This is a genomic window from Microbacterium sp. K24 (assembly GCF_004794465.1).
Taxonomy (GTDB): Bacteria; Actinomycetota; Actinomycetes; order Actinomycetales; family Microbacteriaceae; genus Microbacterium.
Genome location: NZ_SSDJ01000143.1, coordinates 1 through 12,605, shown reverse-complemented (window position 1 = coordinate 12,605; position 12,605 = coordinate 1). Strand labels below are relative to the sequence as shown.

Sequence of the window (12,605 nt, the reverse complement as noted above, 5' to 3'; positions counted from 1 at the left end):
TGACCGCGCGCACACTGGATGCACCGTCGCCCCAGCATCCGGAGGTCACCCGTGAGCACCGCCCAGACGCCCCTTCCGCCCGTCGTCGACGCCGACACGTGGCAGCGCGAGCTCGACGCGCTGCGTGTGCGCGAGAAAGCCGCCACACGCGAGCTCGATGCGATCGCCGCACAGCGCCGTCGACTGCCGATGGTGCGGATGCCGGAGTACACGCTCGAGGGCGCCGACGGGCCGGTGCGGCTCGCCGACATCTTCGACGGACGCTCGCAGCTCATCGTCTACAACCACATGTGGTCCGACGGCAACGAGTGGCAGTGCCCGGGGTGCACCGGGTTCACGTCGCAGTTCACGCGCCTCGATTTCCTCGACCGGTACTACGACGCGCGCTTCGTGATCGTCACCAACGGTCCCATCGGCGAGGCCCTCGCCTACCGCGACCGCGTCGGCAACCGCATGCAGTGGTACTCCAGCGCCGACAGCACGTTCGGATCCGACGTCGACGCGCCCCCGAACGGCGGGTTCGCGGTGAACGTCTTCCTGCGTGACGGCGACACCGTGTATCGCACCTGGCACACGAGCGGTCGCGGCACCGAGCGGCTCAGTCAGCTGCAGGGTCTCGTCGACCTCCTCCCCTACGGCCGGCAGGAGGAGTGGGAGGACTCTCCCGCGGGCTGGCCGCAGCACGGCACCTACACGCAGGGCATGGGTTCGAAAGAGGTCGCGGAGCTCTACGGCGCGAAGAGCTGACTCCCGGGTACGCAGAAGGGGTCCGCGCCGCGCGCGGACCCCTTCCGGTGCTTGCCGTCAGCTGACGGGGCTGAGCGATTTCGCGATGTGCGTGTGCACGGCCTTCAGCCAGGAGACGAGGAACTCGACGGTCGAGTCGTCGGTGACCTCGCCGTCCTCGGTGAACAGGCCGTCGCGCATGTGGATGTACGCCTCCGGCTGCGACAGCTCGGGCGAGGCGAGGAACGAGAGGATGGAGCGCAGCTGCTGCTGGGCGACGGCGGTGCCGATCGGTCCGATCGAGCCGCCGATGACGGCGGACGGCTTGCCGGCGAAGCTGTTCTGGCCCCACGGACGGCTCGCGGTGTCGAGAGCGTTCTTGAGAACGCCGGGGACCGACCGGTTGTACTCCGGGGTCACGACGATGATCGCGTCGGATGCCTCGATGCTCTTCTTGAACTCGGCGGCCTCGGCCGGGATCGCGGCGTCGTGGTCTGCCGAGTAGAACGGCAGGTCCGAGATCGAGATCTCGGTGAGCTGCAGATCCGCCTGCGGGGCGAGCTTCACCAGCGCGCGGGCGAGGCGGCGGTTGATCGAGGTCGAGGAGATGCTGCCGACGAGGTAGCCGACGTTGTAGGTGGTCATACCGGAGAGGTCCTTTCCAAGGTCCATGCGATTGCATGTAAGTCTAACGATCGACGTCCGCCGCGAATTCCCGATCCGACGTGAACATAGGATGACGATGTGCCCGCCGTGCCGAGTCTTTCCATGCGAGGAGTCGCCGTCCTCCTCCGCGTGATGAAACGTCCCGGATCGGCGACGGTCGCGTCCGCGCGGAAGCGCCTCGAGCGGCAGCGGCCGCAATCACGACCCCCGCGCCGGCTCACGGCCCGCCACGAGGTGACCGAGCGCGTGATCGACGGCTTCACGGTCTTCACCGTGATGCCCCGCAGGGGCGGAGTCTCCGACGGGGTCCTCTACCTCCACGGCGGCGCGTACGTCGCCGCGATGGCGCCGCAGCACTGGTCGCTCGTCTCGCGGTTGGCGGATGCCGGACTCCGCGTCGACGTTCCGGACTACGGTCTCGCGCCGCGCTGGACCCACCACGACGCGTACCCGTTCGTCATCCGGGCCTTCCAGGAGCTGCGTGAGGAGCTGGGTGCCGGGAGGATCCACATCGCCGGGGACTCCGCGGGCGGCGGACTCGCCCTCGGGCTGACGGACGCCCTCCGCAGGGACGAGGCGGAGGGTCCGGACAGTCTGCTGCTGATCGCCCCCTGGCTCGACCTGACGCTGAAGAACCCGGATATCGCGAGCGTCGACGACCCGTGGTTGAGTCGCACCGTGTTGAACGAGTGCGCGCGCGCCTGGGCAGGTGGCACCGACCCCGACGACCCGCGGCTGAGTCCGATCAACGGGACTCCGGTCGGGCTGCCGCCCGTGCACCTCTACGTGGGCACCCGCGACATCGTCCTGCCCGACGCGCGGCTGTGGAGCCAGCGCGCGACAGCCGCAGGTGCCCCGATCACTCTGACGGTCTGCGAGGGCGCCGTGCACGTCTATCCGCTCGTGCCCGCGCCGGAGGGGCGCGCCGCCGCGGCGGAGATCGTCGCCGAGCTCGCCGGCGACGGCCGTTAGGGGTCGGGGGATGTCCGTACGCTCCGACGCCATCCGCGTGCTCGCGGCCGCCGCGACCGCCGGCATCCTGCTCGGTCTCGTCGGCTGCGCGGCCGGAACCGGCGCTCCTGCGGCATCCGACCCGTCCGCAGAATGGGCCGCCCCGCCGGCCGGCGCCGCCGTCGACTACCAGCTCGGCGGCGCGTACGAGCCGGCTTCCGAGGTCGGGGTCGTGGGGCGCGACCGCTCGGCCGAGCCCGCTCCCGGCGTCTATTCCGTCTGCTACGTGAACGGCTTCCAGACCCAGCCCGGTGAGCTCGACACGTGGGATGCCGACCTGCTGCTGCACGATGACGGCGAGGTGGTCTTCGACCCCGACTGGCCGGACGAGGCGCTCCTCGACACCTCGACCGCCGACCGACGCGAACGGATCGCCGCCCAGGTGGTCCCCTGGATCGACGGCTGCGCGGATGCCGGGTTCGACGCGGTCGAGTTCGACAATCTCGACACCTACACCCGCTCCGACGGAGCGCTGACCCTCGACGCCAACCTGGCTCTCGCCGCCGCGTTCGTCGACGCCGCGCACAGCGCCGGACTGGCGGCCGGCCAGAAGAACTCCGCCGAAGATGCCGCCGTGCTGCACGACGACGCCGGCTTCGACTTCGCCGTCACCGAGGAGTGCGCCGCCTACCAGGAGTGCGGGGCGTACCGGGCGGTGTACGGAGATGCTCTCATCGACATCGAGTACTCCGACGAACTCCCCCGGTCGTTCGCCGAGATGTGCGCCGACGAGGACTCCCCGGTCTCGATGGTGCTGCGCGACCGCGACCTGCTGACACCGGCGGACGAGGGGTACGTGTTCGAGACCTGCACGGGCTGACCCGGGTCGTCGCTCAGACGATCGCTCCCCTGTCAACGGGCGCGTGCGCCGACGCCGGCTGCGAGAGTCTGGGCATCCGACCCCGAAAGGACACCCCATGAGCGATCCCCGCACGTACCCCGAGGACTCCGGCCCGTTCGACGCGGCCGCCGAGGCCGCGACGGAGACGCCCTCCGACGACAAGGTGTTCACCTCCGACGACGGCATCGACCACGAAGACGGCGAGACCGATCCGCTCGAAGAAGGCGACTGAGATCTCGGCCCGTCGGTCCGGATCGCCGCCGGGCCGCCCCGGCTAGGCTGACCTCGTGACGAGGACGCAGGGGGTGGCGGCCGGTGTGCGCGATGCCGCGGCCGACGCGACGCGTTCCCTGTTCAGCCGCCGGGCCGCACCGTTCTGGGTCGCCGCTGTGGCGATCATCGCCGTGGCCGCCGGCTTCATCGGCTTCGGCGGCCTCGCCCCGGCCTCCCGCACACCGGCTGTCATCGCCACGGGCGACGTCGCGCGCACCTCGCTGTATTCGGTCGCCGTGCTCGAGACGGAGTTCACCGACGCCGTGGAGAGCCAGTTCCTCGAGGCGGAGCCCGGTGAGACTCTGCTCGTGGTCACCGTGCGGTTGGAGAACCTCTCCGACACTGCGGTCGGCGTGCAGCACTCGCCCGACCGTGTCGAATCGCGGATGCTCATCGGCAGCGAGCCGCTGCTCGAGCTGGCCGGGGTCGCCGCCACCGGAGCCGCGCGCTCCTGGCGGGCCGATGGCACTCGGCGTGCGGTCGTGCTGCAGCCCGGGGTGCCGGCCGACGTGATGATCGCCTGGCCGATCGCGGATGACGATGCCACCGCGGCCGCGTTCGCCGCGGGGGCGGTCCGGATAGACGCGTACGACGCCGTCGAGCAATCGGGTCAGGTCATCGTCTCGGCCGCGAACATCACCTGGCGGCGGGCGGAACTCCGGGCACAGCTCGAACTGGAGGGGGCGCCGTGACGGGCGCTGCGGCGAAGAACCGCACGGCGCGCAGGGCGGTCCCGTGGATCGTCGGCGCCGCGCTCCTCCTCGTGGCCGCGGTCGTGACGGCGGCGACTCCGTCCGAGCAGGCCCTGCTCGGCCCCTTCGTGCAGCGCGGTACGGCAGCCGCGCCGGTGACGGCCCGCACCCTGATCGCCACCGTGACCGATCTCTCCCGCACGGAACGCGTGACGGTGACCGACGCGGCGTGGGAGGCCGAGGGCAACTGGCTCGTCGTCGAGCTGGCGGTCTCCGCACCGACCACCGAGGTCGACGCGACGATCGGCGTGGCCGCTCTGCTGATCGACGGGCGGCTGTTCCAGGCGAGCGAGCGCCCTCCGGCGACGCTGATGGACTCCGCTCTGCGGGTGGGCACAGACACCGTCGGGATGATGGCGTTCGAGCTTCCCGACGATCTCCGCTCCGGCATCGGCGAACTGCGACTCAGCGGTCGTCGCCCGACGCCCGAGCTCGATGACGTGATCGCCTTCCCGGTGGATCTCGATGAGATCGCGACGGTGCCGAGCGTCGACATCGCAGAGCCGCGTCTGGGGCAGCCATGACGTCGTGGTGGCGCAGGCAGCGGGTCTCCCTCGTGGCGCTGGCCCTGGCGGCGCTCGCGGTGGTCGCCGTCCACGTGTGGTTCGACGTGCTTCCGGCGACGACGGACGGCGCCTCGACGATCGAGGCCGTCGACGGCTCGGCTGAGGTCTCCGGACAGGTCCTCACCCTCGACTCCGCACGGTGGGACGAGTTCGAGGCGCCCGAAGGATCCCGCACCCTCAGCATCCGGATCGACGCCGACGGCGGGCCCGACGCGAGCACGTGCGGCCTGTTCACGCTCTCCGAAGCGCAGGGCGACCGCGTCTGGAGCAACGCGCGCCCGGTGCTGGATGTGCCGTTCGAGGCGGGAGAGTCGTACTGCCAGGAGGGGTCAGCCCCCTACGCCATCCTCGCCGTGTTCCTGCTGCCCGACGACGCCGAGGGGCCGTTCGTGCTCGAGATCCCGGGTGACGACGAGGTCGCCCGGTTCGCCGTCGAGCTCTGAGTCGCGCGTGCCCATCTCGGCCTCCGGTCGCCCGATGACCGTGTCGAACGCGGTCGCGACGATCGCGACGCGCAGCGGCTCGGCGATCGCGCCGACGGCGACGAGGAGCAGCGGGAGGAAGCTCGCCCAGAACGCGGTGTCGTGCCCGCCGAACGCGCCCAGCACGGCACGGGAGCCGATCTGCTCCGCCCAGGCCCAGATCGCGTAGGCGATCGCCAGGCATCCGAAGACCACCGGGCCGCCCCTCCAGATCAGCGCGACGGCGGCCCAGAGCTCCTCGAAGCGCCGCGTCACGATCTTGGCGAGACGCGACACCGTGCCGTCCGGCGCCCGCGTGAGACGACGGAGCACCGGGGGCGTCTCGTCGAAGGCGGTGCCATAGGTGACACCGGCGATCGTCAGCCAGGCGGCGGGCAGGAAGACCGCCGCGACGAGGAAGCCGACGAGCCACAGGGCGCCTTCCCACAGCGCCGCCACGGGCGCGAGGTTCGCGGCGAACCAGTCGCCGATGCCCTCCAGCCAGACGGCTCCCGCGCGTTCGCCGATCCACTCCTTGGCGTCGGCCCACCACTGACCGACGAGGGTGAAGAGCATGAAGGTCCAGAGGACTTCGGCGTAGGCGGCGACGACCAGGGTCCAGGTCGGCAGCCGTCCGCCGAATCGGGCGAGGAGCGCACGGACGGCGAGAGCGATCACGAGCACCACGACGGGCAGCACGCCGATCGAGACGAGTCCGCCACGATCGCCGAGCTGGTCGAGGTCGTATCCGGCATCCCGCAGGGCGATGCTGCTCGCGATCCGGAAGAACGCGATGAGATCGGCGTCGATCATGCCCCATGCGGCGGAGAACGCGAAGAAGGGGAGGATCGCGGTGAGGACGGCCCGGGCGAAGCGCCGCGGACCGGTCTCGCCTTCCGGCGCACCGTCGTCGGACGCGCTGTGCGGCAGCGAGGGCTGCACCGTGAGGTACATCGCGACGTACGAGATGAGGCGCGCGGACACCGCGAGCGGCAGAAGGAGCAGACCGCCGAGCGTGGTGAGTCCGCCGACGAATCCGGCCAGTTGCAGCAGGAGCTGGTGCACGGCTTCGCCGCCCAGATACCAGGCGATCAGCGCGGGCCAGTGCCGCGCGAGGATGCGCCCGAAGGTGCGGAGGGCCTGGAGCATGACCCCACCGTATCGGGCCGGGATCGTCTGCCGCCCGACAGCTTGCGCGTCGAGCGCCCGCGCGTCAAGTCCCTTGGGCAGAGTCGGTCCACGGGTGAGGATCGAGGAGATCGACCCCTCAGGAGCCCGAAATGACCACATCCGCCCTCGTCGCCGACACCTCGCTCGCCTTCTCCGCGCGCGGGCCTCTGAGCGACGCCGTCCTGTCACGACTCACCGGCAGGGATGGCGCGGAAGGACCCGACGCCATCGCCCTCGCCGCGGATGCCGTCGCCACGGCATCCGACGTCGTCCGGGACGACGACATCCAGCTCGCGCTGTTCCTGCTGTACTCCTCGGCGTACGGCTCGCTCCCCGCACTGGACGCCGGGTTGGAGTGGGATCCGCATCTGCTCACGGCCCGACGCATCCTCGAGGACGCGTTCGAACGCTCCGTGCGCGAGAGCGTGCCGATGCCCGAACTCCCCGAGCCGACCGTGGATGCCGTCGGCCGTGCCCTCTTCGCCCTCGCCGCCGCCGACACCGGCCCCAGCCTCTCCCGCTACTTCGCGAGGAAGGCGACCAGGGAGCAGGCGGAGGAGATGCTCGTCCAGCGCTCGGTCTACACCCTCCGCGAAGCCGACCCGCACTCCTGGGCCATCCCGCGTCTGACCGGACGCGCGAAGGCGGCGATGGTCGAGATCCAGTCGGATGAGTACGGCGGAGGCCGACCGCACCGCGTGCACGCCGTGCTGTTCGCGAACGCGATGCGCGCCGCCGGCCTCGACGCGACGTACGGCGCCTACATCGACGACGTGCCGGCGCTGACCCTCGCGTCGTTCAACATGATGTCGATGTTCGGGCTGAACCGCCGACTGCTCGGAGCCATCGTCGGTCACCTCGCCGCGTTCGAGATGACGTCGTCGATCCCGTGCAAGCTGTACGCCGACGGACTGCGTCGCCTCGACTTCGATCAGGACGTCGTCGAGTACTTCGACGAGCACATCGAGGCGGATGCCGTGCACGAGCAGATCGCCGCCCGCGACCTCGCCGGCGGTCTCGCCGAGGACCGGCCCGACCTCCTCGCCGACATCATGTTCGGCGCGGCGGCCTGCCTCACCGTCGACGGATGGTCGGGCGCGCACATGCTCGACGCGTGGGCCGCCGGCGAATCGTCTCTCAGAGCGTCGGCGCGATCGTGAGCGCGACCCCCGAGCCGACGACCATCACGCCGTACCCGGATGGTCCGCTCCTCGTGCGCGGGGCGATCGAGCTGCAGACCCCGGATGGCGAACCTCTCGCCCCGCACCGCCGTACCGTCGCGCTCTGCCGATGCGGGCTGTCGGCCATCAAGCCGTTCTGCGATGGCACGCACAAGGCCGCCGGGTTCCGCACGGACGACTGATTCCTGGCGCGAGAGAGCCCCGTCCGGATGACGAACGGGGCTCTCGACAGACGGCTGACTCTGCGGCGCTCCTGCGTTTACGGCACGCGCGACCCGGAGGTCTTCTCGCTGAGGAACTCGGAGGACAGCGACGTGTTGACGTACGTCGGGGTGAGCGAGCCGCCGGCGCTCGGGTAGAGCCAGACCACGGGGAGCGACACGACGTTGGACGCCCCGTTCAGGATGCCCGTGTAGGTGTACTCCACGAGGCCGGAGGTTCCCTCGGCCGGAAGACCGCCGACGCGCGTCCATCCGTTGAGCGTCCGCTCCTCGAGCCGGTAGCTCGCCGGAGTCGGCACGCCGTTGCCCGCGCCCCACTGCACGGTGACCGTGAGCATCCCGGACCGGTACAGTCCGTCTGCGGCGAAGTCGCCGGTGTCGGGGTCGATCACGTTGAAGCCGGCCGTCTGACCGGTGTTCACCTGCACGCGGTTGGGCTGCGTCAGAGTCCAGGTCTGCACCGACGTGCCGCCCTGCCAGACGGAGAGTCCGCCGCCGAGCGCGGGCTGCGGCTCGGGGAGGCTCGCGGCGGCCAGCGGCGTCGCGACGGCGACGGCGACGACCGGCAGAGACCAGGCCGCTGCTTTGATGACCGTGCGACGGTCGGTGCCGCCCGTCCGGTGATTCTCCTCGTGCGTGGCTGCCATGTCTTCTCCCTGAGTCGTGATCGCGCGCGCGACGGCGCGACATGTCGGTCATAGTGTTCCGACCCTCCGAGGAGGCGGGCGCCGGGGAGCGGCATCTCTGTCGCGTCGGGTGCCGAACGCGTCGCGTCCGGTATCGCTACGCCGAGGGCGATCCGGACCGGTGGGATGCCCGCCGCACCTCCGCGGGCGTCGTGCCCTGCTCCTGGCGCATCGCGCGCGCGAGGCTGGAGCCGTTCGAGAACCCGGAGTGCCGCGCGATCTGCGTGACGCTGAGACCGTCGTACGAGCGGTCGGACAGGAGCTCTACGGCGTGATCGACGCGTCGACGCCGGATCTGTCGTTCCACTGTCGTGCCGTGGGCCTGGAAGGCGCGTTGCAGCTGACGGAGCGAGATCCGCACCTGTGTCGCGACGACGCGCGCACCGAGCGCGGGATCGGACAGCTGCGCATCGATCACCGCGACGCCTCGGCAGTAAAGATCGGGGCCGTTCGACGGCGGTGACGGGTCGACACCTTCGACGGCGACGCCCATCACCATCTCCTGCAGGAGGCGCTCGAAGTAGTAGCTGCCGAGCCCGCTGATGGCATCGGGTCGTGCCGCGGCGGCTCGATGGGCGAAGACGAGTGCCGGCTCGAGGAGGGAACTCGTGCGGGCGACGGGTCGCACCTCGCCGGGCCCGAGCGCGACCCCGTCGGTCAGCGCTTCCGACGGCACCATGATGGAGAGCAGGGCCAGCGGCCCCACGGGAGCTGTCACGGGGGCCTCATCGTGGCTCATCATGAACGCCTCGCGCGGTCCGAAGCGCCGTACGCCTCGCGGCGTCGCCACCTCGATGGCTCCGGAACGCACGCTGTGCAGGCCGACCAGCCCGGCGTTCTCGGCGCCCGGCGGTCGTCCCGCCCGGCTCTCCGCGCGGACGAACTCTCTGATGCGGACGCCGCCGAAGGTGACGAGCGTCCGGCCGCGGTTCACCGGCATATCGATATATCGCGGCGTGTTCGATGCTTCACGGTCCCCACCCGTCCCCAGAATCGACGCAACCCCATGCGTCGATTCAGATCCTAGGGGCAGACGAGCGGCACGAGGCGCGAAGCGGCCGGGGCGACGGCGCACCACGCGCTCGAGCATCCGGCATCCGCCCCGTCAGGAGGGTTCCGTGGCGCGGACCAGACCGCACTCGACGCACGACCACACGACGAGGAACCGTTCGTCGTCGAGGATCTCGAACGTGAGGGCATCTCCGCAGGTCGGACAGACCCGGGGATCGACGGCGCTCGCGCTCATGTCCTCAGCCTACGACCGGATGCCGGAGGCCGGACTCTCGCAGAACGACACGGACGTCGCAGAGATCCCGCAGAACTCTGCGAGGTTCACGTCGTTCTGCGAGGTTCGTGCGCTGAGTTCCGAACGCCGCGGGCGAGACTCAGCCGCAGAACGCCGAGGCCGACTCCTTCAGCTGCTCGATCGCCTCGATGGTCTCGGGAGCCTGCAGGTCGGTCACCTCGCCGAGCTGCTGAGCACCCGAGCGGATGACGTCGCCGATCTGCCCGTCGACATCGTCGGCCAGGCCGTTCAGCGTGCCCACGAGCTCATCGCGGGCCGCGTCGAGCTGCTCTTCGGTCGCGCCGCCCTGATCGATCACCGACTGGTACTGCCCGTAGGCCTCGTCGATGGTCGTGCACGTCTCCTCGACCGGCACCCCGACCACGTCTCCAGCGATCTGGGTGACCTGGGAGCACCCGGCCAGGAGGCCGGCGACGAGCAGGAGGGGGAGGACGACGATGCGGCGCATGCTCCGAGGGTATCCGCGAGACCTGGGCGCACCTGTGAAGAGCGGCCTCTCACATCTTCGCGTAGCGGGCGCGGGCGAAGCAGAACAGGCCGTAGAGCACGAGCCCGGCGCCGACCGTCCAGAGGATGACGACGCCGAACGGCAGTCCCGCGAGCGCGTGCAGCGCGGCATCCAATCCGCCGGCGGTCTCCGGGTCGTGCGTGAGGGCGGCGACCACGAACAGGATGCCGGCCACCCCGACCGCGATGCCCTTGGCGATGTAGCCCACGACGCCGAACGCCACGATGCCTTTGCGCGCCGTGCCGGCCGGGAGGTCGAGGTGCTTCGTGAAGGCGCGGGTGATGCCGCGCACGACGAACGCCGCACCGACCGCGGCGACGATCAGCCCGACCAGCACCAGCAGCGCGACGCCCGCCGGGGCCGCCAGCAGCCGCGCGCTCAACGACTGCGACGAATCGGACGACTGCGACTGCCCGCCCATCGCGTAGGTGAATGCCGTTCCGGCGATCGCGACGTATGCCGCCGCGGTGCCGAGGAACTTGACCCGATGACCCCACTTCTTCTTGGCATCCGGGTCTCGCTCGACGAGCGCCTCGGCGACCTGCCAGATCGCGAGCGCCACCAGCCCGAGCGCGATGACCCACAGCAGCGCGACGCCGGCGGGAGCCTCCTGGATCTGCTGCATCGCCCCGCCCTGATCGGCCTCGCCGCCGCCGCCGGTGGCGATCGAGATCGCGATGCCGCCGATCAGGAGATGGAGGATGCCGAGAACGACGTACCCGACACGGGCGAGGGTGCGGAAGACGGAGGAATCCTGGGCGGCCCGCGCCGCGGACGCGGCCGAATCAGTGGTGTTCATGAGTGCGAGGTCCTTCGATCGGTGGTGCGCTGGCAGAGTCATCGGCGATCCGGAGGGCGCGGCGGTCCCGTGCGGCCTGGACCGCGATCCAGACGAGCGTGGCCACGGCGACGCCCTCGAGCATGCCCGCGACGACGTCGCTGAGCCAATGGGCGTTGAGGTAGGTGCGGCTCCACATCATCGCGACGACCCACCCCGCTCCGAGCAGCCACACGTACCAGCGCCGGAGGGAGAGCGCGAGGATGACGACCACGGTCGTCGCGACGGCGGTGTGTCCGGACGGGAACGAGGTCGCCACGCGCTCGGCGAGCGAATCGGCGGGGCGCGTGCGTCCGATCACGGCGGCCATCGTCGCACCGACGGCGACGACGACGATCATGGCGATCGCCAGCGTCGCGGCATCCGCTCGTCGTCGACGCCACACCAGGAGAAGGATCAGGATCACGCCCACGATGATCATGCCGACCGTGCCCCCCACGATCGCCGGCACCCAGGCGACGACGACGCCCACGTCGCTGCGGGATGTCGCGACCAGGTCATGCCACCGGACGTCGATGTCGAGCGGTTCGTGGCCGCCCGCCGCGACGACGACGCGGAGCACGACGAAGGCGACGGTCGCGGAGATGCCGATGACGAGGGCGACCGCGCGAGACTTCGGGCTGGACACGATGGAGTGCGTCACGCGGCTTCCTCAGTCATCGTCTTCGCCGCTCTTCCCGCTGTTCCCGTTGTCGTCGTTCTTCTTGCCCTTGTCGTTCTTGTCGCCACTGTCGCCCTTCCCGCGGGAGTCGGTCTCGGAGTCGGTGTCCGTGCTCGGCTGGTCGGTGACCACGCTCTGCTCGGGAACCGGGGTCACGGGCGCCGGGACCCGCGCCTCCAGGTCCGACCGGACCAGGGCGATGGACTGCTGGATGATCGCCGCCCGCTCGGCACTGATGTCGCCGTCGGCACGGGCCTGTGTCGCGTCGGTCGCGAGGGCGTCGAGGTCGGTCAGTGCCGTGGCGACGTCGCCCGCCTCTGCGCTCTCGGCGATGGCCAGCACCTGCGCCTGCCACTCCTGGCTGGTCTGAGCGTCGAGTCCCGACGGCGTCGTCGCGCACCCGGAGATGGCGAGTCCGCCGGCGATGAGTGCGACCGCGCTGAAGAGTCGAAGGCGGCGCATCACGGCGACACCGCGTCCATCAGCTGCTGCAGATGCGCGGCGAGCGGCTCTTCGACGGCCGGGAGCTCCGGCGCCGGCGCGGTCTGGTCGCCTGCTCGCCCGAGCGAGATCCCTGCGATCACTCCCGCGACGACGATCGCCGCGAGCACGGAGGCGGCGAGCCATCGCCGCCATCTCCGCTGTCCCGGTCCGGCCTCGACCGAGGGAGCATCGGGTTGCACATCCAGCGCCGTCTCCGACGGCAGCACGGCCGTCTCCGACGGCAGCACGGCCGTC

Annotated in this window: 18 protein-coding genes and 1 pseudogene; 9 read left to right on the top strand and 10 right to left on the bottom strand. The window is 70.8% G+C overall.

Features of this window, described 5'->3' with window-relative positions; translation table 11 throughout:
- Window positions 1-18 precede the first annotated feature (18 nt).
- Window positions 19-747: a DUF899 family protein gene (locus tag DW306_RS17475; RefSeq protein WP_205814204.1), complete on the top strand. Its 729-nt coding sequence runs from the start codon at window positions 19-21 to the stop codon at window positions 745-747.
- A 57-nt stretch (window positions 748-804) separates the two neighbouring features.
- On the opposite strand, the gene DW306_RS17470 is transcribed toward DW306_RS17475, so the two are convergent.
- The gene (locus DW306_RS17470; protein WP_240747253.1) at window positions 805-1,398 is read right to left on the bottom strand and encodes an NADPH-dependent FMN reductase; all 594 of its coding nucleotides are present in this window, start codon (window positions 1,396-1,398) and stop codon (window positions 805-807) included.
- A 126-nt stretch (window positions 1,399-1,524) separates the two neighbouring features.
- Here DW306_RS17470 and DW306_RS17465 point away from each other — a divergent pair, with 126 nt between their 5' ends.
- From DW306_RS17465 to DW306_RS17445, 6 genes are all read left to right on the top strand, one after another.
- Window positions 1,525-2,364, top strand: coding sequence for an alpha/beta hydrolase (locus tag DW306_RS17465; protein WP_205814203.1), 840 nt, complete (start codon window positions 1,525-1,527; stop codon window positions 2,362-2,364).
- Window positions 2,365-2,374: 10 nt separating this feature from the next.
- The gene (locus DW306_RS17460) at window positions 2,375-3,223 is read left to right on the top strand and encodes an endo alpha-1,4 polygalactosaminidase (RefSeq protein WP_136056860.1); all 849 of its coding nucleotides are present in this window, start codon (window positions 2,375-2,377) and stop codon (window positions 3,221-3,223) included.
- A 97-nt stretch (window positions 3,224-3,320) separates the two neighbouring features.
- Entirely contained in the window at window positions 3,321-3,476 is a 156-nt protein-coding gene (locus DW306_RS21375) for a hypothetical protein (protein WP_168429362.1), read from the top strand.
- Between the two features lie 55 nt (window positions 3,477-3,531).
- On the top strand, window positions 3,532-4,209 hold the full coding sequence (locus DW306_RS17455; RefSeq protein ID WP_136056859.1) for a hypothetical protein: 678 nt from the start codon (window positions 3,532-3,534) through the stop codon (window positions 4,207-4,209).
- The gene (locus tag DW306_RS17450) at window positions 4,206-4,793 is read left to right on the top strand and encodes a hypothetical protein (RefSeq protein ID WP_136056858.1); all 588 of its coding nucleotides are present in this window, start codon (window positions 4,206-4,208) and stop codon (window positions 4,791-4,793) included. The genes DW306_RS17455 and DW306_RS17450 overlap by 4 nt, the downstream gene beginning before the upstream one ends.
- A complete protein-coding gene (locus DW306_RS17445; RefSeq protein ID WP_136056857.1) occupies window positions 4,790-5,278 on the top strand; it encodes a hypothetical protein in 489 nt (162 codons plus the stop codon). The genes DW306_RS17450 and DW306_RS17445 overlap by 4 nt, the downstream gene beginning before the upstream one ends.
- Here DW306_RS17445 and DW306_RS17440 read toward each other — a convergent pair.
- Entirely contained in the window at window positions 5,165-6,445 is a 1,281-nt protein-coding gene (locus DW306_RS17440) for a hypothetical protein (RefSeq protein WP_136056856.1), read from the bottom strand. The two genes, DW306_RS17445 and DW306_RS17440, sit on opposite strands and share 114 nt — an antisense overlap.
- A gap of 131 nt (window positions 6,446-6,576) precedes the next feature.
- On the opposite strand from DW306_RS17440, the gene DW306_RS17435 reads away from it, so the two are divergent.
- Together DW306_RS17435 and DW306_RS17430 are read left to right on the top strand one after the other, a co-directional pair.
- Window positions 6,577-7,626 carry an iron-containing redox enzyme family protein gene (locus DW306_RS17435; RefSeq protein ID WP_136056855.1) on the top strand — a complete coding sequence of 350 codons (1,050 nt, stop codon included), beginning with the start codon at window positions 6,577-6,579 and terminating at the stop codon, window positions 7,624-7,626.
- Complete coding sequence (locus tag DW306_RS17430; protein WP_240747252.1) at window positions 7,623-7,829, top strand: CDGSH iron-sulfur domain-containing protein; 207 nt, start codon at window positions 7,623-7,625, stop codon at window positions 7,827-7,829. The genes DW306_RS17435 and DW306_RS17430 overlap by 4 nt, the downstream gene beginning before the upstream one ends.
- Window positions 7,830-7,906: 77 nt before the next feature.
- Here the strand turns inward: DW306_RS17430 and DW306_RS17425 are convergent, their stop codons facing one another.
- The 8 genes and pseudogenes from DW306_RS17425 to DW306_RS21365 all read right to left on the bottom strand — a co-directional run.
- The gene (locus tag DW306_RS17425; protein ID WP_136056853.1) at window positions 7,907-8,515 is read right to left on the bottom strand and encodes a hypothetical protein; all 609 of its coding nucleotides are present in this window, start codon (window positions 8,513-8,515) and stop codon (window positions 7,907-7,909) included.
- Between the two features lie 136 nt (window positions 8,516-8,651).
- The gene (locus DW306_RS17420; RefSeq protein WP_168429361.1) at window positions 8,652-9,488 is read right to left on the bottom strand and encodes a helix-turn-helix domain-containing protein; all 837 of its coding nucleotides are present in this window, start codon (window positions 9,486-9,488) and stop codon (window positions 8,652-8,654) included.
- A gap of 171 nt (window positions 9,489-9,659) precedes the next feature.
- Entirely contained in the window at window positions 9,660-9,800 is a 141-nt protein-coding gene (locus DW306_RS21370) for a hypothetical protein (RefSeq protein ID WP_168429360.1), read from the bottom strand.
- A 139-nt stretch (window positions 9,801-9,939) separates the two neighbouring features.
- Window positions 9,940-10,308 (bottom strand): hypothetical protein, encoded by a 369-nt coding sequence (locus tag DW306_RS17415; RefSeq protein ID WP_136056851.1) that lies wholly within the window; start codon window positions 10,306-10,308, stop codon window positions 9,940-9,942.
- A 49-nt stretch (window positions 10,309-10,357) separates the two neighbouring features.
- Complete coding sequence (locus tag DW306_RS17410) at window positions 10,358-11,167, bottom strand: DUF1206 domain-containing protein (RefSeq protein ID WP_136056850.1); 810 nt, start codon at window positions 11,165-11,167, stop codon at window positions 10,358-10,360.
- Entirely contained in the window at window positions 11,154-11,849 is a 696-nt protein-coding gene (locus DW306_RS17405) for a phosphatase PAP2 family protein (RefSeq protein ID WP_136056849.1), read from the bottom strand. The genes DW306_RS17410 and DW306_RS17405 overlap by 14 nt, the downstream gene beginning before the upstream one ends.
- 9 nt (window positions 11,850-11,858) lie before the next feature.
- Entirely contained in the window at window positions 11,859-12,329 is a 471-nt protein-coding gene (locus DW306_RS17400) for a hypothetical protein (protein WP_136056848.1), read from the bottom strand.
- Window positions 12,329-12,605 (bottom strand): annotated as a pseudogene (locus tag DW306_RS21365) (hypothetical protein); the annotation flags it as partial. The pseudogene DW306_RS21365 and the gene DW306_RS17400, both read right to left, overlap by 1 nt.

What these genes read in the sequence shown, in the direction of transcription:
- DW306_RS21370 (WP_168429360.1), bottom strand. Translation starts at nt 9,800, where the DNA reads ATGAGCGCGAGCGCCGTCGATCCCCGGGTCTGTCCGACCTGCGGAGAT.
- DW306_RS17425 (WP_136056853.1), bottom strand. Translation starts at nt 8,515, where the DNA reads ATGGCAGCCACGCACGAGGAGAATCACCGGACGGGCGGCACCGACCGT.
- DW306_RS17445 (WP_136056857.1), top strand. Translation starts at nt 4,790, where the DNA reads ATGACGTCGTGGTGGCGCAGGCAGCGGGTCTCCCTCGTGGCGCTGGCC.
- DW306_RS17400 (WP_136056848.1), bottom strand. Translation starts at nt 12,329, where the DNA reads ATGCGCCGCCTTCGACTCTTCAGCGCGGTCGCACTCATCGCCGGCGGA.
- DW306_RS17435 (WP_136056855.1), top strand. Translation starts at nt 6,577, where the DNA reads ATGACCACATCCGCCCTCGTCGCCGACACCTCGCTCGCCTTCTCCGCG.
- DW306_RS17410 (WP_136056850.1), bottom strand. Translation starts at nt 11,167, where the DNA reads ATGAACACCACTGATTCGGCCGCGTCCGCGGCGCGGGCCGCCCAGGAT.
- DW306_RS17465 (WP_205814203.1), top strand. Translation starts at nt 1,525, where the DNA reads ATGAAACGTCCCGGATCGGCGACGGTCGCGTCCGCGCGGAAGCGCCTC.
- DW306_RS17475 (WP_205814204.1), top strand. Translation starts at nt 19, where the DNA reads ATGCACCGTCGCCCCAGCATCCGGAGGTCACCCGTGAGCACCGCCCAG.
- DW306_RS17440 (WP_136056856.1), bottom strand. Translation starts at nt 6,445, where the DNA reads ATGCTCCAGGCCCTCCGCACCTTCGGGCGCATCCTCGCGCGGCACTGG.
- DW306_RS21375 (WP_168429362.1), top strand. Translation starts at nt 3,321, where the DNA reads ATGAGCGATCCCCGCACGTACCCCGAGGACTCCGGCCCGTTCGACGCG.
- DW306_RS17415 (WP_136056851.1), bottom strand. Translation starts at nt 10,308, where the DNA reads ATGCGCCGCATCGTCGTCCTCCCCCTCCTGCTCGTCGCCGGCCTCCTG.
- DW306_RS17470 (WP_240747253.1), bottom strand. Translation starts at nt 1,398, where the DNA reads ATGGACCTTGGAAAGGACCTCTCCGGTATGACCACCTACAACGTCGGC.
- DW306_RS17460 (WP_136056860.1), top strand. Translation starts at nt 2,375, where the DNA reads ATGTCCGTACGCTCCGACGCCATCCGCGTGCTCGCGGCCGCCGCGACC.